The sequence below is a fragment of the Nocardioides sp. P86 genome, assembly GCF_023712465.1.
Taxonomy (GTDB): domain Bacteria; phylum Actinomycetota; class Actinomycetes; order Propionibacteriales; family Nocardioidaceae; genus Nocardioides; species Nocardioides kribbensis.
In genome coordinates, this window is record NZ_JAMAYE010000003.1 from 293,188 (window position 1) to 314,746 (window position 21,559).

A 21,559-nucleotide genomic window follows, 5' to 3' on the forward strand; every position below is an offset into this window, starting at 1 on the left:
AGTTGGCATGGGCGGTGCGGTCGCTGCGGTCGTCGCGCTCGTGGCCCGGGCCCCGGCCCACGCCCCGTCCTGACCGGCCGTGCCTGGCGGTGCGGCGCAGCCGCGGACCCCGGGTCGTCCGCACCGCGGTGTGGCCGCCGCTGGAAGAGTGCCGCGGGTTGGTCGAACGTTCGTTCAACCCGGGACGTGCGGGCCCGGGGTCGTCGGCGCCACGGTGTGGCCGACGCTGGAGGAGTGCCGCGGGTTGGTCGAGCGTTCGCGTCCGACCCCGGGACGTGCGTGCCCCGGGTCGTCCGCACTGCGGTGTGGCTGACGCTGGAGGAGTGCGGCGGGTTGATCGAACGTTCGTTCAACCTCAGGACGTGTCGTGGCCCGGGGGGCGGCGGGCAGGCCGAGGACTCGGGCGACGGCGCTGCCCGGGACACCTGCGGTCCGCGACGCCGCGCGGGAACCCTGCGAGGCGGCGCCGCGAGCGGGACGGCGGGGGCAGGGCCGCGAAGAACGCTGCGGAGGTAAAGAGTCGGCCCCTAGGCTGCCGGGATGACGCAGCCCCCCGACGCCGGGCCCCCCACCGGCCCCCTTCCCGCCAGTCCGCGCTCGTCCGGTCCGCCCGCCCCCGTGCCGCCTGACTCAGGTCCGACTGCCCCCGTGCCGCCTGCCCCCGTGCCGCCTGCCCCCGTGCCGGTCCCGGCGGACCCGCCTCCGTCCGTGCCCCCGCCGGCGGGATCCGCCGCCCCGGGGCCGACCGGGCCCCGGCCGAGCGCCCCGCCGCCGAGCGCCCCGCCGAGCGCCCCGCCGAGCACCCCGCCGAGCGCCCCGGCGTCGGCGGCGTACCCCGGTCCTGGCGCGGGTGGCGGACACCCGGGCGGACCCGGGCAGCCGCCCGGCCCGTCGCTGCTCGCCCGGCTGCACGTCGACGGGCCGCTGGACCCGGAGCGCGCTGCGGTCGGGCTCGGGGTGGCGTTGCTGTCGACCGCGGTGGTGCTGTCGACGCTCTACTCCCGCTTCGACGGGGAGCTCGACTGGTCCAACTACGTCGTCGGCCTGCTCGCGACGCTCGGTCTGCTGGGCGTCGCCGCCCTCGGCGTGGTGACCAGCCGCGCAGGCGCCGCCACCACCGGCCCGGGCGCGGGCCTCCCCGTGGCGACCGGTGCACCCACGGCCCCGGGGTCCGCTCACGGCCGCCCGGTCGGCGCGAGCCCGACCGGCCCGGTGTCCGGCCCGGTGGCCGTCCCGGCGAGCGGCTCGGCCAGCGGCGGGACCGCCGGCGGCGCCGACGACCGGCGCGACCGCCACGACCTCGTCTCCTGGCCGGGCGCCTTCGGCGCCCTCGCGGTGGCCCTCATGGTGGGAGTGGCCTTCGACGACAGCGACGCGACCCTCTACCTCGCGGGTCTCGCCGCGGTGCTCGTCGCCGCCGGCGGCTACGTACTGACCCGCCGGGCGCCCTTCGTGGTCGTGGCCGTGCTGGGGCTCTTCGTCGTCTACGGCCAGCTCGTCGACGACGTGCTCGGCACCTCCGACAGCGGCGACGATCTCGGCGCGGTCGGCCCCGCCGTCGCGCTGCTGCTCTTCGCCGTGCTGGTCACCGCCGGTGGCTGGCTGCTGCCGACCCGTGCGCTCAGCGGCGTGGTGGTCGGGGCGCTCACGGTGGCCGGCTACGCCACGCTCACCGGGGTGCTGGCCGTCACCGGCCTCTTCGCGCGGGCGATGGCCGGCTTCAGCCTGGACGACCAGGGGCGCCCCGTGCCGCGGGTCGACCGCTTCGACGACGACGCCTGGGTGGTCCTCGTGCTGGCCCTGCTGCTCATGCTCGGCTGGTCGGCCTGCGCCGCGCTCACCCGCCACGTGGGCTTCCGCGTGCTGGTGGTGGCCATGGCCGTGACCGTCACCCCGCTGGCGACGATCGTGCTGGCCGTCGAGCACCCCACCTGGTGGGGCGTCGTCCTGGGCGCGCTCGGCGGGGCGCTGCTGGTGCTGGTCGTGCTGCGCGCGCTCGGCGGACCGGGCGGCCTGGCCCGCGCCGGCGGCCGCGGTGGTGGGCCCGCGAGCCAGCCGCTGCCCCCGCTGCCCCCGGCGTACGCCGACCAGGCCCGCCCCGCCTGGGGCCCGGCCCCCGGCGAGCCTCCCAGCGGCGGCTGGGGTCCGCCCGGCACCGGTCCCGAGCCCGACGGCACGCGCATCCGGCCCACGACCCCGCCGCCTGCGCCGCCCGCGCCGCCCGCCCAGTAGCCGCCCGCGCAGAAGCCACCCGGCCCCGGCCGTCGGGCCGGGGCCGGGTGGCCGGGGTCGATCTCGTCAGGCGCGCCGGGACCCGGCGCTCGCCGGCTCCTCGAGGTGGGCGTAGAAGTCGCGCGGCGAGCCGTCGCGCTCCATGAGGCCGAGCATCCGCTGACCCGCGGCCTCCACGGTGCGCGAGCTGACCCAGGCCAGCGCCACCGAGGGCACGGCCACCAGCACCGCGGTGATCAGGAAGCGCCAGCCGGGAGCGGGGTCGGGGAAGAGGCCGAGGGATCCCAGGAAGCGCATGACCGGCTCGTGGATGAGGTAGATGCCGTAGCCCAGGCCGCCGAGCCAGGCGAGCGGGCGCCACGACAGCCAGGACGGGTAGGGCCCGTCGTGCAGCACGATCGACGACAGCGCCACGCAGATGGCGAGGGCGTAGAGCGGGTGCCACCACTCGCCGGCCACCGAGAGCGGGCGGGTGATCACCAGGGCGAGCAGCGCACCCAGCCCGAGGGCGAGCAGCGCTCCGCGGGCGGCGCCGCCGAGGCGGACGCCGGCGACCGCGAGCAGGGCCAGGCCCATGCCGAGGCCGAAGTCGGTGGCCCGCGAGAGCGGGGAGAACCACGTCGACCAGTCGGTGTGGGGGACGCCCGCGAGCATCGCCCAGGCCAGGTAGACCGGGCTCACGACCACCAGGGCGGCGGGCAGCGCCGAGGCGACGGCCAGCCGGCCGCGGCGGGTGGTGGCACGGCGGACACCGGCGTTGACCAGCGGCACGCTCAGCGCGACGAGCACGTAGAAGTGGAACTCCACCGCGAGCGACCAGGCCGGGCCGTTGGTCCAGAAGATGTACTGGTCGCTGTAGATGTGGGTGAAGGTCAGGTGGGTCACCAGGTCGACCCAGTGACCGGGGAAGGTCGGGTTGGTCAGCGACCACACCAGCAGCACGAGCACGACGTAGAGCGGCAGCAGCCGCGCCATGCGCCGGTAGAGCAGGGTGCGCCCCGACCGGCTGGCCACGCCGCGCTCGGCGGCGCGGGCGATCGGCAGCCACAGCACCAGCCCCGAGAGCACGAAGAACATGTCGACGAAGAGGTCGGTGCCGCCCATGAGCTGGTGCCCGATCCCGCTGAAGGGCCAGGCGGAGTCGGGCCCCGAGCGGTTGTTCTGGTAGGCGTGGAAGGTCACGACCGACAGCGCCGCGAGGGCGCGCAGCCAGCCGAGCGGGTAGACCGGCGAGGACGGCGACGCGGTGGCCGCGACCGGGTCCTGCGACGGCGTGCGGCCGGTCGGGCCGGTGGCGAGGCCGGCGTCCTGGCTGGTGTCCTGCGTGGTGTCGGGGTGTGCGGTGGGACGTGAGGTCAGGGTCGAGCTCATGCGGCCACCTCCTCGGTCTCGGCGGACGTGCGGTCGGTCGTGCGGTCGGACGGGGGGTGCTCGGCGGCGGCGGCCTCGTCGCCGCGCGAGCGCCGCGGGGTGACGACCCACTGGTGCTCCCCGCGCAGCTGCTTGAGCTGGGCCACGCGGTTCACGAGGTTCTTGGCCTCGGTGTAGAGCAGCAGGTTGGCCACCATCGCGCCCCAGAACCACGCCTTGTGGGCCCGGATCTCCGGAGCGGCGAGGCGGTAGGCCGCCAGCGTCTGCAGCGGGCCCGAGACGCTCACGAAGAGGGTGATGAGCAGGAAGAGCGGCGAGGTCATGTCGAGCCCGCCGTCGCGCCAGGCCAGGAAGCCGAAGAGCGGCCAGGCGGTGATGGAGATCCACGGGTAGAGCTCGCGCCAGGCCAGCAGGTAGGACGCGCCGATCTTCTGGCGCAGGCTGAGGCTGCGCGAGCGCAGGATCGGGCCGAGGTGGCGCAGCGAGACCTGGAACCAGCCCTGGGCCCAGCGCATCCGCTGCTTCCACAGCGCGCGGGGGGTCTCGGGGGCCAGCTCGCGCGAGATCAGGCCCGGGTCGTTGACGATGCGACCGCCGGCCTCGAGCACCCGCATCGAGGCTTCGATGTCCTCGGTGAGGAAGGAGCCGCGCAGGCGGATCCGCTCGAGCGCCGAGGCGCGCCAGTAGCCGTTGGAGCCACCGAAGATGCCGAAGCCGTGGAGGCGGGCGCGGCCGGGGTGGGAGACGGCGTAGATCTGCTCGAACTCCACCGCGACCAGCTTGGCCAGGGCCGACTCCGAGCCGTTGCGGATGACGCAGTGGCCCTGCACGACGTCGGCGGGGTCCTCGTCGGCGCCGATCCAGTGCCACGCGCGCTCGAAGGCACCGGGCATGGGGTGGTGGTCGGCGTCGAAGATGCCGATCAGCTCGCCCTCGGCCACCCGCAGCGCGGCGTTGACGTTCTGCGCCTTGGAGGTCGAGTCCTCGACCTTGAGCAGGGTCAGGTCGGGGTGGGCCTCGGCCATCGCGCGCAGGTCGTCCTCGACTGGCAGGGCGAAGGGGGTGTTGTAGGCCAGCACGACCTGCAGGCCGCCGGAGTACTCCTGGGCCAGGAAGGTCTCGAGGGTCTCGACGATGGTGTCGGCCTCGTTGGGCAGGTACGCCGCGATGACGGCGCTCGCCCGCGGCGCCGGGGCGCTCGGGCGGGCCGGCAGTCGCGGCGGGTCGAGGGCGTAGGAGCTCTCGGCCCACAGCGTCAGGGCGGTCACGCCCAGCGACCCGACGAGGACCCAGTAGAGGGCGCTGGAGACGTCGAGGCCGAAGGAGTAGAGGCCGACCAGCGCGAGGAAGGGCAGGAAGACCGCGCCGACGGTGGCCATGGCGACCTGGTTGCCGGCCGACCACCAGTCGATGTGGGGCCGGCGCACGCGCAGGTGACGACCCAGCTGACGCGGCTGCAGGTCGCGCTGCAGGACCGACTCGGCCGCGGCGGAGGCGGCGTACTCCTCGGCCTGGTGGGCGTCCTGCTTGCGGCTCACGGGGGCCCAGCCGACGCCGAGGTCGAGCACCGCGGGCCGGTCGCCCTCGCGGTGGTCGACCGACTCCAGCGCCTCGACGGCGTGATAGGCCATGGCCTGCAGGCGCTCGGGGCGCGCGGCCTTGTCCTCGTGGCGCAGCCGCAGGCGCAGCTGGCCGTCGTCGGTGGGCGCGACGAGCTCGCCGGGCTGGAGGTGCCGGGTCAGCCGCTCGGCGGCGGCCGCCAGCACCTCCTCCTCGGTGCGCACCGAGGAGGTCGCGTCCTCGGGGTCGGCGCGCACGGGGTCGAGCACCGCGACGATCTCGCGCGGGCGCGGACCGGGCAGCGAGACCCGGCTGCGCACGGTGAGGTCGAGGACCTCGTCGGCGGAGACGACGCGGCCGGTCTGGCCGGCGGGCGCGCCGGTGTGGTCGGTGTGGGGGTCGTTGAAGTGTCGTTCGAGCAAGGACATGGAGAAGCCTCTCGGTGGACGCGCTGATGCGCAGAACTGGTGAGATGGGTCGGACGGCGCACGACGGGGTCGTGGGTCCTGACTGCCGGTGGGCGCTGCGTGAGGCCCGTCGACCGGTGCGGCTGCTTGAGCCGCGAGGCAACGACCACCATGGCGAGACGGGTCTGGATCGTTCAAGTCGGCGGATCGTGCGCGCCGTCACTGAGAGGGGTCTTGTCGGCGCAGGCACGCTGGAACGCCCCGGCGTTACGTCGGCCCCGTCACACGGGTTTTACCCGGGGCCCACCCGTGGGGGTGAGGTCGATCCGTGGCCGGGGACCGGCGAACGACAGCGGACCCGCCTCCCGCCGGAGGGCGGGGGACGGGTCCGGGAGTCGGGTCGGGGGTCGGGTCGGGGAGGGGTCGGTGCCGGCCGGTGGCGGCGGGTGGCGGCGGGTGCCGGCGGGTGCCGCCGGCGGGTCAGCCGACGAGGGCGGCCACGGCGTCGACGAGGCGGGGGTCGTGGGGCTCCACCCGGGGTCCGAAGCGCGCGACGACGGTGCCGTCGGCGGCGAGGAGGAACTTCTCGAAGTTCCACGACACGTCGCCGGCCTCGCCCTGCTCGTCGGGGGTGCGGACCAGCTCGGCGTAGACCGGGTGGCGGCCCTCCCCGTTGACCTCGACCTTCTCGGTCATCGGGAAGGTCACGCCGTAGGTCGCGGAGCAGAACTCCTCGATCTCCTCGGCCGAGCCGGGCTCCTGGCCGGCGAACTGGTTGCACGGCAGGCCGACCACGGTGAAGCCCTGGGGGGCGACCTCCTCGTGGAGCCGCTCGAGGCCGGCGTACTGCGGGGTCAGGCCGCAGCGGCTGGCCACGTTGACCAGCAGCGCCGGGCGGCCGCCGGTGATCTCGCGCAGGGTGCTCGGCGTGCCGTCGAGGCGGGCGATCGGGGCGTCGAGGATGCTCATGGCCCGACCCTACGGCGCGCCCAGGTGCCCCTGCGGCGGGCGGGCCCGGCCCGGGGTGCGGGCGGCGGCGCGCGGCCACCGGTGCCGGGGGAGGCCGGCCGGCGGGGCTGGTCGGCGGGAGTGGTCGGCGGGTGTGGTCGGCGGGGGCGGCTACGGTCGGTGTCCCCTCCCCCACCCGGCTGCGAAGGTGCTGCGTTGAGCTTCGTCCCCGTCACCGGCACGGCCTCCTTCCGGCCCGCCGACCCGCCCCGCGAGAGCGTGGTGGAGTTCGTCGACGAGCGACGCACGGTCGCGCTGCCGATGCGGGCGGCGCTGCCGGTGCTCACCCGGGCCCACACGCGCGACGACCTCCACCCGAGCGTGGCCCTGCTCTCCGGGGCGGCCCTGCTGGGGCTGCGGCTGGTGGCCGCGGGCCGGTTCGAGCCCGCGGTCGGGGCCGGTGACTCCGACGGCAGGACCGGCCCGGCCTCGTGGCGCGCCGCGCCGCTCGACGACGCCGACACCGACCGGGTGGCGATGCTGGCGCGGGCCCGCCACCACGACGACCTGAGCGAGCAGGAGGCGGAGGCCGTCGTGCGGCAGGTGCTCGACGCCGTGTGCGACGCCATGCCCCGCGGCGCCCCCACCGGCGGGCGCGACGCGGCCCGGCCCGGCGGCGCGGACGCGCCGGGCGCGCGGCGGGCGGCGAGCGCTGCGCGGCGTACGGGCGCGGGGTCGGGGTCGGGGTCGGGGTCGGGGGAGACCTTCGCCGACCGGCTGCGCCGGCGCATCGAGGCCCACCGCGAGGAGCCGGCCGACGACCGCCCCCAGCTGGTGACGGTGTCGCTGCGGGTGGAGGCCGACGAGGAGGAGCTGGTCGCCGGTGCGGTGCGGCTGGTGCCCCAGGTGCACGACGAGCGCAACCCGCTCCACGTCTGCGACGCGGCGCTGCTGTGGACGCAGGACCCGGGCGAGCCCGGCGGCCACGGGTTCGGCGACCGGGCCCGCACGCACGCCCTCGTCGCGCTGCGCGCCGCCGCCGACACCTGGCCGGTGCTCGAGCGGCTGCTCGAGCTGCGCGTGCCCGACGAGATCACCCTCGACGCCGAGGAGCTGGTCAGCCTGCTCGAGGTCGGCGTGGGCGCGCTCGGGCAGCGCGGCGTCGACGTGCTGTGGCCGCGCTCGCTGGGCCGCGACCTCACCGCCACGGCGGTGCTCGACGCGCGGCCCGCCCCACCCGGCCGGGCCGCGCCCGGCCCGCGGGAGGAGGCCCTCCAGGACAGCATCCTGGCCCCCGACCAGCTCTTCGCCTTCCGCTGGCAGGTCGCGCTGCACGGCGACCCGCTCACCGAGGAGGAGATGGAGCAGCTGGCCGGCGCCGCGGCCCCGGTGCTCCGGCTGCGGGGCGGCTGGACCGTCGTCGACCCCGCGGTCGCCCGCAAGGCCCGCAAGCGGATGGTGCGCTCGCTCTCGGCGGTCGAGGCGCTCGCGACGGCGCTGACCGGCGTCGGGGTGGTCGAGCGCCGGCGTGCCGACGCCGAGCCCGCCGCCCTGGAGCAGGTGGTGGTCGGGGCGAGCCTGCTGAAGATGCGCGACCGGATCACGCAGGCCGCGGTCAGGGCGCCCGTCGAGACTCCCCCCGGCCTGCGCGCGACCCTGCGCGACTACCAGCGCCACGGCCTGACCTGGCTGGCGGAGATGACGTCGCTGGGGCTGGGGGCGTGCCTGGCCGACGACATGGGCCTGGGCAAGACCGTCACCCTCATCGCGCTGCACCTGCACCGTCACGACGAGGGCGCCACCGGCCCGACCCTGGTGGTCTGCCCGACCTCGCTGCTCGGCAACTGGGAGGCGGAGATCGCGCGCTTCGCCCCCGGCGTGCCGGTGCGCCGCTTCCACGGCGGCCAGCGCTCCCTCGACGACCTCGAGGCGGGCCTGACCGGCGACCCCGGCTTCGTGCTGACGACCTACGGCACGATGCGGGTCTCCCACGAGCAGCTGGCCGGTGTGGCCTGGGACCTCGTGGTCGCCGACGAGGCCCAGCACGTCAAGAACCCCCGCTCGGCCACGGCCCGCCACCTGCGCCGCATCCCGAGCCGCGCCCGGGTCGCGCTCACCGGCACCCCGGTCGAGAACGACCTCACCGAGCTGTGGGCGATCCTCGACTGGGCCACCCCGGGGCTGCTCGGCAGCCGCAACGCCTTCCGCAAGGTGTGGGCCGCGCCCATCGAGTCGGGCCTCGAGCCGACCAAGGCCCGGCAGTTCGCCGACCTCGTCGAGCCCTTCCTGCTGCGCCGGCGCAAGTCCGACCCCGGCATCGCCCCGGAGCTGCCGGCCAAGACCGAGACCGACCACCCGCTCTCGCTGACCCGCGAGCAGACCGTGCTCTACGAGGCCTTCGTGCGCGACACGATGGAGCGCATCGAGCGGGCCGACGAGGAGACCCGGCGCGGCCTGGTGCTGGCCCTGCTCACCGGGCTCAAGCAGATCTGCAACCACCCCGCGCACTTCCTCAAGCAGTCGGGCGGCCGCGTCGCGGGACGCTCGGAGAAGATCGACCTGCTCGACGAGCTGCTCTCCACGGTGCTCGCCGAGGGCGGCGCCGCCCTGGTCTTCACGCAGTACGTCGCGATGGCGCGGCTGGTCGAGTCGCACCTCTCGGCCCAGGGGATCGCCCACCAGTTCCTCCACGGCGGCACCCCCGTGCGCGAGCGCGAGGCGATGGTGCGGCGCTTCCAGGACGCTGCGCCCGACGAGCCCGCGCCGGTCTTCCTGCTCTCGCTCAAGGCCGGGGGAACGGGGCTCAACCTCACCCGTGCCGACCACGTCGTCCACCTCGACCGCTGGTGGAACCCCGCGGTCGAGGAGCAGGCCACCGACCGCGCCTACCGCATCGGTCAGACCCGCCCGGTGCAGGTGCACCGCATGACCACCCGCGGCACGATCGAGGAGAAGGTGGCCGAGCTGCTGGCGCGCAAGCGGGCGCTGGCCGATGCCGTGCTCGGCGGCGGGGAGGCCGCGCTCACGCAGCTGAGCAACGAGGAGCTGCGCGACCTCGTGACGCTGCGCCGCGACCCCGCCGGGGGCGCCGCGTCCGGCGGGCCGGACCTCCCGTGAGCGCCCTGCTCCACCCCCGGCTCGCCCCGCGCCGCTCGCGCACCCGGGCGAGCACGTGGTGGGGCAAGGCGTGGGTGCGCGCGGTCGAGGAGTCGGCCTACGCCGAGGCCGACCTGGCCGCCGGCCGCAGCCTGGCCCGGGGCGGCCGGGTGGGGCAGGTGAGCGTCGACGACGGGTCCTTCCTCGCCTCCGTCGAGGACGCCCACGGCCTGTGGACGGTCTCCGGGGAGGTCCCCGTGCTCGACCGGCCCGGCGCCGAGGCCCTGGTGGAGGCGGTGGCGGCCGCCTCGGGCCGTGTGGCCGCGCTGCTGGCCGGCGACCTGCCCCACGACCTGGTCGAGCACGCCGAGGAGGCCGGCGTCGAGCTGCTGCCCTACGGCGGCGAGCTCGCCACCACCTGCACCTGCCCCGCCTGGACCGACCCCTGCGCGCACGCCCTCGCGGTGCTCTACCAGCTGACCTGGCTGCTGGAGGCCGACCCCCTCGTGCTGCTGCACCTGCGCGGACTGGGCCGCGAGGAGCTGCTGGCGCGGCTGCACGCCGACCACGGGGATCACGGCGCGGACCCCGGCCCGGCCGGTCGCGGTGACCACCCCGGCCAGGGAGACGCCGCCGGCGCGGGGGAGGACCTCGACGACCTGACCCTGGCGCTCGACGCGAGCGTGCGCGCCGCGCGGCTGCTCGACCTGCTCGAGCGCGGCGCCGGCGACCCGGGCGCCGACGGTGCCCCCGGGGCCGCGCTCGACCGTCTGTTCTGAGCGACCCGGCCCGGCGCCGCGGCGCGCACGAGGACTTCCCGGCGCGACGTAGCACTCGCTACGATGGTCGGAGCAGAGGGTTCCTGCGCGTCTCGGAGGTGGGTTCGACGCGCGCCGGACGTGTCGCGCCCCGACACCAGCGAGATTCGAGATCGATCCGTGTCACCCCTCGTCAGCTACCGCCGTCTCCTCGGCCTCACCGGCCCGCTCTACGTCGTCGTCGCCTTCGTCGGCCGCCTGCCCGCCGCGATGAGCCAGATGGGCGCCCTGCTCCTCGTCTCCTCCGTCACCGGCTCCTACGCCGCGGGCGGCCTGGCCGCCGGCAGCCTCGCCGTGGCCAACGCGGTCGGCTCGCCGGTCGCCGGCGCGCTCGCCGACCGCCTGGGCCAGCGCCCCGTCGTGGTCGTGCAGTCGCTCCTCGGCGGGGCGGGCCTGCTCGTGCTCGTCGCACTGGCCCACCGGGGCGCCGCCACCGGCGTGCTCGTCGCCGCGGCCGGCGCGGCCGGCCTGCTCATCCCGCAGGTGGGCCCGCTGGCCCGCGTGCGCTGGCGCCCGATCACCCGCGGCACCGGCGCGGCCCGCTCGCGGCTGGTCGACGCCGCGTTCTCCTACGAGGGCGCGGCCGACGAGGCGTCGTACGTGCTGGGCCCGGCGCTGCTCGGCGTCGTCGTCGCGATCGCCAGCCCCGGCACCGCGGTCGTGGTGGCCGCCGCGCTGCTGCTGGCCTTCGGCACGTGGTTCGGCCTGCACCCGACGGCCCGTCTGGTCGACCCCGACCACGCCGGCGCCGCGCGCGGCCGCCTGGTGACCGGCACCTTCGCGGCGCTCTTCGGAGCCCAGCTGCTGGTGGGCGTGCTCTTCGGGTCGGTGCAGACCGGCACGTCGGTGCTCGCCGAGGCCCAGGGCCAGCTCGGCCTGGCCGGCCTGGTGCACGCGACGCTGGGCATCGGCTCGGTGCTGGCCGGCCTCGCGATGGTGCTGCTGCCCGACTCCTTCCACCCCGCCCGCCGGCTGCTGGCCTTCGCCGTCGGCATGCTCGTGCTGTCCGCGCCGCTGCTGCTGGTCGACGGCCTCGGTCCGCTGGTCGCCGTCGTCATGGTGCTCGGCACGGTGATCGCGCCCTACATGATCACCACCTTCACCCTCGCCGAGCGGGTCGCCCCTCGCGCCCGCGTCGGCGCCGCGATGACGCTGATGGCCGGCGCCACCGGCATCGGCTACGCCCTGGGCTCCAGCACCGCCGGGCGCCTGGCCGACGCCTCGGGCCACACCGCGGCCTTCGCGGTCTCGGTGACCGGGGCCGGCCTGGCGGTCGTGCTCGCCCTCGTCGCCCAGCCGGCGCTGCGCCGCATCGAGCGGGTCGCCGACCCCGTCGCCACGCCCGAGCCCGCGGTCAGCCCCGTCGCCTGACCCCGCGGCCCCGCGCGCGGTCGCCCGGCCCGGGTCAGGCGTCGGCGCGCAGGGCGCGGACGGCCATGGCGCGCAGCAGGTCGCGCATGGCCGCGTCGTCGAGCAGGCCGCTGTGGGGCGTGGAGTTGATCAGCCCGAAGGCCGCGTGGGCGGTGGCACGGGCGGCGCCGAGCCCGAGGTCGGGGTGCAGCAACCGCAGCTGCTCGGCCCAGACCTCGACGTACTGCCGCTGCAGCAGCCTCACCTGCTCGCGCGCGGCGGGGGGCAAGGACTCCCAGTCGCGGTCCTGCACCACGATGAGCGCCCGGTGGCGCAGTGCGAAGTCGACGTGCCAGCCGACGAGGGCCTCGAGCGCGGCCGCCGGCGAGTCGGTCGCCGCGGCCCGCTCGCGCCCGACGGCCAGCAGCTGCTCGCTGATCGAGACCAGCATCTCGGCCAGCACGGCGTCCTTGCTGGCGAAGTGCTTGTAGAGCGCCGGGCCCGAGATGCCGCACGCCGCGCCGAGGTCGGCGACCGAGACACCGTGGAAGCCGCGCTGGGCGAAGAGCTCGGCCGCCGTGTCGAGGATCTGCTGCCGCCGGCTGGGCGGGGCGTCCTGCTCGGTCGTCACCGGCACAGGTTAGCGCTCGTTCACCGGCGCCCCGGGTGACGTTCCAGACCCCGGCCGCCCCGGACGGGTCGCCGGGGGCACCCCGTGGACGCTGCGGTTAACGATCGCTAACCTGGGCGCGTGACAGACCTCAGGGAGCTCACCGCCGACCTGCACGAGCGGCTGGCCGCGGCGCGGCGCGGCGGCACCGAGGCCGCGCGGGCCAAGCACACCGACCGCGGCAAGCTGCTGGTGCGCGACCGGGTCGACCGGCTGCTCGACCCCGGCAGCCCCTTCCTCGAGCTGAGCCCCCTCGCCGCCACGGGCATGTACGGCACCCCGGGCCAGGCCGGACCCGGGGCGGACGCCGGGGTCGACGCCGTGCCCAGCGCCGGCATCGTCACCGGGGTCGGCCAGGTCAGCGGCCGGCTGTGCGTGGTGGTGGCCAACGACGCCACGGTCAAGGGCGGCACCTACTACCCGCTCACGGTCAAGAAGCACCTGCGCGCCCAGCAGGTCGCGGCGGAGAACCACCTGCCCTGCGTCTACCTCGTCGACTCCGGCGGGGCCTTCCTGCCGATGCAGGACGACGTCTTCCCCGACCGCGAGCACTTCGGGCGGATCTTCTTCAACCAGGCCACGATGTCGGCGCGGGGCATCCCGCAGATCGCCAGCGTCATGGGCTCCTGCACCGCCGGCGGCGCCTACGTGCCGGCGATGGCCGACGAGAGCGTCATCGTGCGCGAGCAGGGCACGATCTTCCTCGGCGGCCCGCCGCTGGTGAAGGCCGCGACCGGCGAGGTCGTCACGGCCGAGGAGCTCGGCGGCGGCGACGTCCACGCCCGCACGTCCGGGGTCGTCGACCACCTCGCCGACGACGACGACCACGCCCTCGCGGTGGTGCGCGGCATCGTCGACACGCTGCGACCGACCCCGCCGCCGCCGTGGGAGGTGCGCCCGGTGGAGGAGCCGCTGGAGGACCCCGCCGGCCTGCTCGACGTCGTGCCCGCGGAGGTCCGCACGCCCTACGACGTGCGCGAGGTGATCCGCCGCGTCGTCGACGGCAGCCGCTTCCAGGAGTTCAAGCAGCTCTACGGCGAGACCCTCGTGTGCGGCTTCGCCCACGTGTGGGGCCACCCGGTCGGCATCGTGGCCAACAACGGCATCCTCTTCAGCGAGTCGGCGCTCAAGGGCGCGCACTTCATCGAGCTGTGCAACCAGCGCGGCATCCCGCTGGTCTTCCTGCAGAACATCTCGGGCTTCATGGTCGGGCGCGAGTACGAGAACAACGGCATCGCGCGCGACGGCGCCAAGCTGGTCACCGCGGTCGCGTGCAGCGTCGTCCCGAAGTTCACCGTCGTCATCGGCGGCTCCTTCGGCGCGGGCAACTACGGCATGTGCGGGCGGGCCTACGACCCGCGCTTCCTGTGGATGTGGCCCAACGCGCGGATCTCGGTGATGGGCGGCGAGCAGGCCGCCTCGGTGCTGGCCACGGTGCGCCGCGACGGGCTCGAGGCCCGCGGCGAGGACTGGTCGGCCGAGGCGGAGGAGGACTTCCGCGCCCCGATCCGCGAGCAGTACGACGCGCAGGGCTCGCCGTACTACTCCACGGCCCGGCTGTGGGACGACGGCGTCATCGACCCCGTCGGCACCCGCCGGGTGCTCGGCATGGGCCTGGCGGCCGCCGCGCACGCGCCGGTGCCCAGCCCCTCCTACGGCGTCTTCCGGATGTGAGCGAGATGACGATCCACACCCTGCTCGTCGCCAACCGCGGCGAGATCGCGCTGCGGGTCTTCCGCACCGCCGCCCGCCTGGGCCTGCGCACGGTCGCGATCCACACCGACCTCGACGCCACGGCGCCCCACGTGCGCGCCGCCGACGCCGCGGTGCGCGTGGAGAGCTACCTCGACGTCGACGCGGTGGTCGCCGCCGCGGTGGCCGTGGGCGCCGACGCGGTGCACCCCGGCTACGGCTTCCTCTCCGAGCGGGCGGCGTTCGCGCGGGCGCTGGAGGCCGCCGGTGTCGTCCTGGTCGGCCCGTCGGCCGAGGTCATGGACCGCATGGGCCGCAAGGACGCCGCGCGCGAGATCGCGGTGGCCGCCGGGGTGCCGGTGGTGCCGACCGGCGAGGACGCCGCCTACCCCGTGCTGGTCAAGGCCGCCGCGGGCGGCGGCGGCAAGGGCATGCGCGTGGTGCGCTCGGCCGCGGAGCTCGAGGAGGCCACGGCCGCCGCGCGCCGCGAGGCGCTGGCGGCCTTCGGCGACGACACCATGCTGGTGGAGAAGTACGTCGAGCGCGGTCGCCACGTCGAGGTCCAGGTGCTCGGCGACGCCCACGGCACCGTGCTGCACCTCTTCGAGCGCGACTGCTCCACCCAGCGCCGGCACCAGAAGGTGCTCGAGGAGGCGCCCGCGCCGACCCTCGACGAGGCCACGCGCGCCCGGGTGCGCCAGGCCGGCGTCGACCTGGCCGCCCACGTCGGCTACACCGGCGCCGGCACGGTGGAGTTCCTGCTCGACGCCGACACCGGGGAGTTCTACTTCCTGGAGATGAACACCCGCCTCCAGGTCGAGCACCCGGTCTCCGAGCTGGTCGCCCGCGTCGACGGCGCTCCGGTCGACCTGGTCGAGCTGCAGCTGCGCGTGGCGGCCGGCGAGCCGGTCGGCCTGGCCCAGGACGACCTGACCCTGGTGGGTCACGCCATCGAGGCGCGGGTCTACGCCGAGGACGCCTACGCCGGCTTCCTCCCGCAGGCCGGTCGGGCCAGCCTGGTGCGCTGGCCCGCGGCGACCTCGGCCGCCCCCGCCGCCGCAGCCGCTGGACCTTCCGCTGGCCCTGCCGCTGGCCCGGCCGCGGACCCCCGGGGCGCCACGGTGGTCCGCGTCGACCACGCCCTCGCCGACGGCCAGGTCGTCTCGACCGCCTTCGACCCGATGCTCGGCAAGGTCGTCGTGCACGGGCCCGACCGCGAGAGCGCCCGCCGCGCCCTCGTGGCGGCCCTCGACCGCACCGCCATCCTCGGTCTCACCACCAACGCCGGCTTCCTGCGCGCGCTCGTCGCCTCCGAGGAGTTCCGCGACGCCACGATCGACACCGCCTGGCTCGACCGCCACGAGCTGCCCCGGCCCGAGGAGTCGCAGGCCCGGGTCGTCGCCGCGTGGACCCAGGCGATGCTCACCGCGACCGGCGGCACCGGCGAGGTCGGCGAGACCGGCCGGGCCCGCCCCGGCGCCGGCCCCTTCCACTCCGACGGGTTCCGCCTCGGCGGGCCGCCCGCCCCGCAGCGGGTGGGCCTCGACCGACCGGTGGTGGTCGAGCGGGCCGCCGACGGTCTCGGCGGTGCCGTCGACGGGGTGCGGGTCGTGCAGCTGCGCGCCGAGCACCACACGGTGCTGCTCGACGTCGACGGCGAGCGCCTCGAGGCCGTCGTCGACGCCCGGGCCCACGAGGTCGAGGTCGTCCTGCGCGGTCAGCGCCACGTCTTCCGACGACCCGACCCGGCCGCCGACCGCGGGCCCGCCGCGGGTGACGGCACGCTGGTCTCCCCGATGCCGGGCACCGTGCTCGACGTGCGCGTGGTGGTGGGCCAGGAGGTCGCGGAGGGAGACGTGCTCGGCGTCGTGGAGGCGATGAAGATGGAGCTGGCCCTGCGGGCGCCCTTCGCCGGCACCGTCACCGAGGTCGACGCCGTCGCCGGACGCCAGGTCGCGCTGGGAGCGACGCTCTTCGTCGTCGAGGCCGCGCCCGACGCGCCCGGCTCCGCCGGCACCGGGGCGGACAGCGCCGGCACGGGAGCACCCAGCAGCGGAGCACCCAGCAGCGGAGCACGTCGCGACGGAGGCGCCCGGTGACCGGCGGCGAGCAGCCCCGCACGGGCGGCCCCGGCGCTCCCGCCGCCGGTGACGCCGCGGCCGCGGCCCCGGCCGGTGCCGGCGACAGGCCCGGCGCGGGCCCGACGGCGGCGACCCCGGCGGGCGAGCCTGCGGTGGGTGCCCTGCCGATGGTGGTGCGCGACCCCGCCCTGCCGCAGCGGGTGACGATCTACGAGGTCGGGCCGCGCGACGGCCTGCAGAACGAGGCGTCGCTGGTGCCGGTCGAGGTGAAGGCGGAGTTCGTGCGCCGCCTGCTCGACGCGGGGCTCACCACGGTCGAGGCGACCAGCTTCGTGCACCCGCGGTGGGTGCCGCAGCTGGCCGACGCCGCCGAGCTCATGGGCCGCCTGGCCGACGACCTCGGCGAGGCCTCGCGCGACCTGCCCGTGCTGGTGCCCAACGAGCGCGGCCTCGACCGCGCCCTCGAGCTGGGCCTGCGCCACGTCGCCATCTTCGGCTCGGCCACCGAGACCTTCGCCCGGCGCAACCTCAACCGCGGGCTGGAGAGCCAGCTGGAGATGTTCGCCCCCACCGTCGCCCGCGCCCGCGCGGCCGGCCTCGACGTGCGGGCCTACGTCAGCATGTGCTTCGGCGACCCCTGGGAGGGTCCGGTGCCGGTCGCGCAGGTCGTGGCCACCGGGCGCCGCCTGCTCGACCTGGGCGCCGGGCAGCTCAGCCTCGGCGACACCATCGGCGTCGGCACCGCCGCCCACGTCACCGCGCTGGTCGAGGCGTTCGGCGACGCCGGCATCGGCCCCGACCGGCTGGCCCTGCACTTCCACGACACCTACGGCCAGGCCCTCGCCAACGCCGCCGCGGGCCTGCGCGCCGGGGTGACGACGTTCGACGCCTCGGCCGGCGGTCTCGGCGGCTGCCCCTACGCCGCCAGCGCCACCGGCAACCTCGCCACCGAGGACCTCGTGTGGCTGCTCACCGGGCTGGGGGTGGAGCACGGGGTCGACCTCGACGCCCTCGTGGGCACCAGCACCTGGATGGCCGAGCGGCTCGGGCGGCCCAGCCCGTCGGCGGTCGTGAGGGCGCTGGCACAATCAGCACCGTGAGTGCCGCCGCCCGCCGCCGGGTCTACCTGCACATCGGTGCGCCGAAGACCGGCACGACCTACCTCCAGGACCGGCTGAGCCTCAACGCCAAGGCGCTGGCCGCCCACGACGTGCACTTCCCGACCCGCTCGGCGCTGGTCAGCCCCGCGCTCTTCCACTTCCGCGCCGCCCTCGACCTCCAGGGCCAGGACTGGGGCGGCGAGCCGGGCCACGCCGAGGGCAGCTGGGACGCGCTCGTACGCCGGGTCCGCCGCCGCACCGGCACCGTCGTGGTCAGCCACGAGATCCTCGCCCCCGCCAGCGCCGAGCACGTGGCCAAGGCCAAGCGCGACCTCGCCGGGCCCGGCGGCGACACCGAGATCCACGTCGTCTACAGCGCCCGCGACCTCGGTCGGCAGCTGCCCGCCGCGTGGCAGGAGAGCATCAAGCAGGGCCGCACGTGGAGCTACCGCCGCTTCCTCAAGCGCGCGCGTCGCGGCCGCACGTGGTTCGCCCGGTCCTTCGACCTGCCCGCCGTGCTCGGCACGTGGTCGGCCGGTCTCCCGCCCGAGCAGGTCCACGTCGTCACCGTGCCCCAGCGGGGCTCGGGGGTCTCGGTGGCCGGCCCCGGCGCGCCCGGCGGCGACGAGCTGTGGCTGCGCTTCTGCCGCGCCTTCTCCATCGACCCCGCCTGGGCCCCCGCCGAGAGCGAGCGCACCAACCCCTCGCTGGGTGCCGCGGAGAGCGCGCTGCTGCGCCGGCTCAACACCAGCCTCGGGCGACGCACCCGCGGTGGCCCCGACTTCGACGCCCTCGTGCGCGGCCTGCTGGCCGAGCAGGAGCTGGTGGGTCGCGAGTCGGGTCGCGTCGGCCTGCCGCCGCGCTTCCACGACTGGGCCGAGGAGCAGTCGGAGCGCTGGATCGAGTGGGTCGAGGCCAGCGGCGTGCACGTCGTCGGCGACGTCGCCGACCTGCGCCCCGTGCGTCCGGGCCCCGACGAGTCGTGGAACGACCCCGACCGGGTGCCCCCGCGCCGCCAGCTCGCCGCCGCCGTCGACGCCCTCGCCGCCATGACCCGCGAGGCCGCGCGCCGCGAGGACCCCGACCGTCAGATCGGCAGCCGCGTGCGCGACCAGGCCCGCCGCCTGCTCGACTCGTGAGCGGCACGCCCGGGGAGGGACGCGCCTGGGCGTGGCTCGACCACCTGCAGGCCGGCGGCACCACCCCGTGGGCCCGGTGGTCGGCCGAGGTGCCGACGCGCGGCCGGGTCCTGCCCGGCGCCCAGCAGCTCGAGCTCCTGCGCCGCCTCAACCTCGCCGGCGGGGTCTCCCCGCGGCTCGCGCAGCGGGTGCTGGGCGCGAGCGCGCCGGGCCGCGGGCGACCCGACCTCGAGCTCGTCGGCGCCACCGAGGCGCGCGGCTTCGGCTGGGCCCCCGTCGACCCCGCCGACCTGCCCGACGACGAGCTCGTGCGCGTCGCCACCGGCCTGGTCGCCGAGGACGTCCGGGAGGCGGCCGCACGCGCGTCCGACCCGGCCGCGGCGGCCCCCCGCACCGCGCGCCCGGTCCTGCAGCGGGTGCGCACGGCGTGGCCGTGGGCCCGGCGCGCCCCGGCGTACCGCCTGGCCGGCGACCCGTGGCTGGGCTCGCTGTGGCGCCGCGAGCTCGCCGCCGCGGGCCGGCCCCCGGGCGGGCGCGCGCCCGAGGTGCTCGTGCTCGCCGGCCCGCTCTCGGTGGGCCTGGCCCACACCTGGAGCGCCCGCAGCGCCGGGGTCGACGGCGCACCGCCGTGGCCGCAGTGGCTCGCCGCGACCACCGAGCGCCGCCACGTGCCGCGACCCCTCGACGTCGCCGCCGTCGCCGACCGGTGGGCCGCGCGGGTGGGCCGCGAGCGCGTGCGCGTCGTGGTCGACCCCGACCGCCTGCCCGCCGTGGTCGACGCCCCGGTGCGGCCCCAGGCGCCCCGGCTCTCCGGCGACGCCGTCGAGCTCGTACGCCGGGTCGGCGTGGGGCTCGGGCTGCTCGTGCTGCCGCGGGCGCGCCAGGAGCTGCTGCGCGGGGTGCTCGTGCCGATGCTCCACGACCTCCCGGCCGCCACCGCCGGGCCCCGCCTCGTGGTGCCGCCGGAGCACCACCGGTGGGTGGCGCGACGCTCCGTGCAGGTGCGCGCCGCGGTCCTGCGCGCTGGCTACCCTGTGCTCGGCGACCCCGACGCGCTCGTCGACGCCCCCGACGCGCTCGCCGAGGCCGAGGGCGCCCCGCCGTCGGACGCCGCCGTGCTCGACCTCGCCGTGGCCCTGCTGCGGCGTCACGACGACCGCGGCGCCGCCAGCCCTGCGACCCCGACGATCCCCACGACCCGAGAGGACGAGCGATGAGCCAGCGCGTCCTGCTCCACGTGGGCACCCCCAAGACCGGCACGTCGGGGCTGCAGGACGTGCTCTTCCGCAACCGCGAGCGGCTGCTGGAGCACGGCATCCTCTATCCCGCGGAGCGCTTCGACGCCCACTTCCTCGCCGCCCTCGACCTGATGCGGCTGCCGTGGGGCGGTCTGGAGACGGAGGCCTTCGGGGCCTGGGACGACCTCGCCGCGCAGGTGCGCGCCCACGAGGGCACGGCGATCATCAGCCACGAGATCCTCGCGACCGCCTCGCGCTCGCAGGTCGGTCGTGCCCTGGAGTCGCTGGGCCACCGCGCCGACGGCACCGGCGCCGAGGTGCACGTCGTGCTCTCGGTGCGCGACCTGGTGCGCCAGGTGCCCGCGGAGTGGCAGGAGAACGTCAAGCACCGCAGCACCATCACCTTCGAGCGCTTCCTCGAGCAGCTGCGCGACCCGGCCCGCGAGAGCCGGATCGCCACGTGGTTCTGGGGCGTGCAGGAGATCCCCGACATCCTCGACCGCTGGGGCCACGCCCTGCCGCCCGAGCGGATCCACGTGGTCACGGTGCCGGCGCCCGGCGGCCCGCCCGACCTGCTGTGGCAGCGCTTCACCCGCGCCTTCGGCCTGGACGGCCTCGAGCTCGACCTCACCGTCGAGCGCGCCAACCCCTCCCTCGGTGCGCCGGAGACCGCGCTGGTGCGGCGCATCAACCAGGCCGTCAACCAGCGCCTCGAGCCGGCCGACTACCGGCCGCTGGTGCGCGAGCTGCTGGCCCACCGCACCCTGTCGCAGCGCTCGCGCTCGCCCCGCCTGGCGCTGCCGCCCGACGTGCACCCGTGGGCCGCCGACCTGTGCGCGCGGTGGGTCGAGGAGGTCCGCGCGCGCGGCTACGACGTCGTCGGTGACCTCGAGGACCTGCGCGGACCGTCGGCCAGCACCGCCTGGGCCGACCCCGACTCGCCGTCGGAGACCCAGGTCGCCGGCGCCGCGGTCGACGCGATCGCGGCGCTGCTGCTCGACAACGCGCGGCTCAGCCACGAGGAGCAGCGCCTGCACGCCGAGCTGGCCGAGACCCGCGAGGCCCTGCAGCGGTCCTACCTGCGCCCGTCGTACCGGCTGCGCGAGCGGGTCGTGGGCCGGCTCCAGGGCGGGCGGGTCGGGCGCGCGGCGCTGGGGGCCTACCGCGCGGTGCGGGGCAGGAGCTCGCGCTCGGCGTAGCGCCCGATCTTCCAGGTGGAGTAGCCGTCGGCGCCCATGCCGACGACGCCGCCCACCACGGGCACGCGGCGGCCCACGGTGACGGCCAGGCGCTTGCCCATGACCCGGGTGACCAGGTCGGAGGCGACCTCGGTGGAGACCGCGCGGTCGGTGTCGGGCGAGCCCGACGGGGCCGTGGCCAGCGCCATCGGCGGGGCGGGCAGCTTCTTGGCCTTGACCAGGGAGTTGACGGTGTCCTCGCCCATGAGGCAGGCCAGGATCGCGTTGCGCACGCGGGCGTCGTCGAGGTCGTAGCCCCGGAGGTGGGCGATGCCGGCGATCATGCGGCACTGCACGAGCGCCAGCCCGGTGATGTTGGTGGGGATCGTGACCGCCGCGGTGACGACGCCGCCGATGTTGGTGAGGAAGCCCTGGGCGCCGGCGTAGCGCACGTGGTTCTCGATGACCTCGTGGATCGCCTTGTCGACGTCGCCCCCCTGCTCCTCCAGCTGCTTGTCGGCGGCCGCGGCGGCGGGAGGCAGCGGGCCGGCGCCGGCGATGGCGCGCGCCAGCGCCTCGCGCACGAAGGAGGTGGTCAGCCCGGGGGCCATGCCGGTCACCTTCGGGGCGATCTTGCGGGTCACGGTGCCGGTCAGGGTGCGTCGGGCGCTCATGACTT

The 21,559-nt window shown here is 76.5% G+C and carries 15 protein-coding genes; 10 read left to right on the plus strand and 5 right to left on the minus strand.

The window, feature by feature from the left end; all coding sequences use genetic code 11:
• The first annotated feature begins 957 nt into the window (after positions 1-957).
• The gene (locus tag M3673_RS14830) at positions 958-2,232 is read left to right on the plus strand and encodes a hypothetical protein (protein ID WP_251534529.1); all 1,275 of its coding nucleotides are present in this window, start codon (positions 958-960) and stop codon (positions 2,230-2,232) included.
• Positions 2,233-2,298: 66 nt separating this feature from the next.
• Here M3673_RS14830 and M3673_RS14835 read toward each other — a convergent pair whose 3' ends face one another.
• From M3673_RS14835 to M3673_RS14845, 3 genes are all read right to left on the minus strand, one after another.
• Positions 2,299-3,603, minus strand: coding sequence for an acyltransferase (locus M3673_RS14835; protein ID WP_251534531.1), 1,305 nt, complete (start codon positions 3,601-3,603; stop codon positions 2,299-2,301).
• Complete coding sequence (locus M3673_RS14840; RefSeq protein WP_251534533.1) at positions 3,600-5,591, minus strand: glycosyltransferase family 2 protein; 1,992 nt, start codon at positions 5,589-5,591, stop codon at positions 3,600-3,602. Before M3673_RS14840 ends, M3673_RS14835 begins: the two co-directional genes overlap by 4 nt.
• A gap of 459 nt (positions 5,592-6,050) precedes the next feature.
• Positions 6,051-6,539 (minus strand): glutathione peroxidase, encoded by a 489-nt coding sequence (locus M3673_RS14845; protein WP_056865157.1) that lies wholly within the window; start codon positions 6,537-6,539, stop codon positions 6,051-6,053.
• A gap of 195 nt (positions 6,540-6,734) precedes the next feature.
• Between M3673_RS14845 and M3673_RS14850 the strand changes: the two genes are divergently transcribed.
• From M3673_RS14850 to M3673_RS14860, 3 genes are all read left to right on the plus strand, one after another.
• Positions 6,735-9,635 (plus strand): DEAD/DEAH box helicase, encoded by a 2,901-nt coding sequence (locus tag M3673_RS14850; RefSeq protein ID WP_251534535.1) that lies wholly within the window; start codon positions 6,735-6,737, stop codon positions 9,633-9,635.
• Positions 9,632-10,393, plus strand: coding sequence for an SWIM zinc finger family protein (locus tag M3673_RS14855; RefSeq protein ID WP_251534537.1), 762 nt, complete (start codon positions 9,632-9,634; stop codon positions 10,391-10,393). Before M3673_RS14850 ends, M3673_RS14855 begins: the two co-directional genes overlap by 4 nt.
• Positions 10,394-10,552: 159 nt before the next feature.
• Positions 10,553-11,803: an MFS transporter gene (locus tag M3673_RS14860; protein ID WP_056865159.1), complete on the plus strand. Its 1,251-nt coding sequence runs from the start codon at positions 10,553-10,555 to the stop codon at positions 11,801-11,803.
• Between the two features lie 34 nt (positions 11,804-11,837).
• Here M3673_RS14860 and M3673_RS14865 read toward each other — a convergent pair whose 3' ends face one another.
• Positions 11,838-12,413: a TetR/AcrR family transcriptional regulator gene (locus M3673_RS14865; protein WP_251534539.1), complete on the minus strand. Its 576-nt coding sequence runs from the start codon at positions 12,411-12,413 to the stop codon at positions 11,838-11,840.
• A gap of 120 nt (positions 12,414-12,533) precedes the next feature.
• Between M3673_RS14865 and M3673_RS14870 the strand changes: the two genes are divergently transcribed.
• The 6 genes from M3673_RS14870 to M3673_RS14895 all read left to right on the plus strand — a co-directional run bounded on the left by M3673_RS14870 (position 12,534) and on the right by M3673_RS14895 (position 20,901).
• On the plus strand, positions 12,534-14,126 hold the full coding sequence (locus tag M3673_RS14870) for a carboxyl transferase domain-containing protein (protein WP_251534541.1): 1,593 nt from the start codon (positions 12,534-12,536) through the stop codon (positions 14,124-14,126).
• Between the two features lie 5 nt (positions 14,127-14,131).
• Positions 14,132-16,243, plus strand: a complete 2,112-nt coding sequence (locus M3673_RS14875) for a biotin carboxylase N-terminal domain-containing protein (protein ID WP_251534543.1) — start codon at positions 14,132-14,134, stop codon at positions 16,241-16,243.
• A 149-nt stretch (positions 16,244-16,392) separates the two neighbouring features.
• Positions 16,393-17,325, plus strand: a complete 933-nt coding sequence (locus M3673_RS14880; protein WP_193662068.1) for a hydroxymethylglutaryl-CoA lyase — start codon at positions 16,393-16,395, stop codon at positions 17,323-17,325.
• Entirely contained in the window at positions 17,322-18,464 is a 1,143-nt protein-coding gene (locus M3673_RS14885; RefSeq protein WP_193661663.1) for a hypothetical protein, read from the plus strand. Before M3673_RS14880 ends, M3673_RS14885 begins: the two co-directional genes overlap by 4 nt.
• A complete protein-coding gene (locus M3673_RS14890; RefSeq protein WP_251534547.1) occupies positions 18,461-19,681 on the plus strand; it encodes a hypothetical protein in 1,221 nt (406 codons plus the stop codon). The genes M3673_RS14885 and M3673_RS14890 overlap by 4 nt, the downstream gene beginning before the upstream one ends.
• Positions 19,678-20,901, plus strand: coding sequence for a hypothetical protein (locus M3673_RS14895; RefSeq protein ID WP_251534548.1), 1,224 nt, complete (start codon positions 19,678-19,680; stop codon positions 20,899-20,901). The genes M3673_RS14890 and M3673_RS14895 overlap by 4 nt, the downstream gene beginning before the upstream one ends.
• Here M3673_RS14895 and M3673_RS14900 read toward each other — a convergent pair.
• On the minus strand, positions 20,862-21,554 hold the full coding sequence (locus tag M3673_RS14900) for an EcsC family protein (protein WP_082500454.1): 693 nt from the start codon (positions 21,552-21,554) through the stop codon (positions 20,862-20,864). The genes M3673_RS14895 and M3673_RS14900 overlap by 40 nt on opposite strands.
• Between the last annotated feature and the right edge of the window lie 5 nt (positions 21,555-21,559).

Coding starts and splice junctions, on each gene's coding strand:
- M3673_RS14835 (WP_251534531.1), bottom strand. CDS start 3,603: ATGAGCTCGACCCTGACCTCACGTCCCACCGCACACCCCGACACCACG.
- M3673_RS14840 (WP_251534533.1), bottom strand. CDS start 5,591: ATGTCCTTGCTCGAACGACACTTCAACGACCCCCACACCGACCACACC.
- M3673_RS14845 (WP_056865157.1), bottom strand. CDS start 6,539: ATGAGCATCCTCGACGCCCCGATCGCCCGCCTCGACGGCACGCCGAGC.
- M3673_RS14875 (WP_251534543.1), top strand. CDS start 14,132: ATGACGATCCACACCCTGCTCGTCGCCAACCGCGGCGAGATCGCGCTG.
- M3673_RS14880 (WP_193662068.1), top strand. CDS start 16,393: ATGGTGGTGCGCGACCCCGCCCTGCCGCAGCGGGTGACGATCTACGAG.
- M3673_RS14895 (WP_251534548.1), top strand. CDS start 19,678: ATGAGCCAGCGCGTCCTGCTCCACGTGGGCACCCCCAAGACCGGCACG.
- M3673_RS14900 (WP_082500454.1), bottom strand. CDS start 21,554: ATGAGCGCCCGACGCACCCTGACCGGCACCGTGACCCGCAAGATCGCC.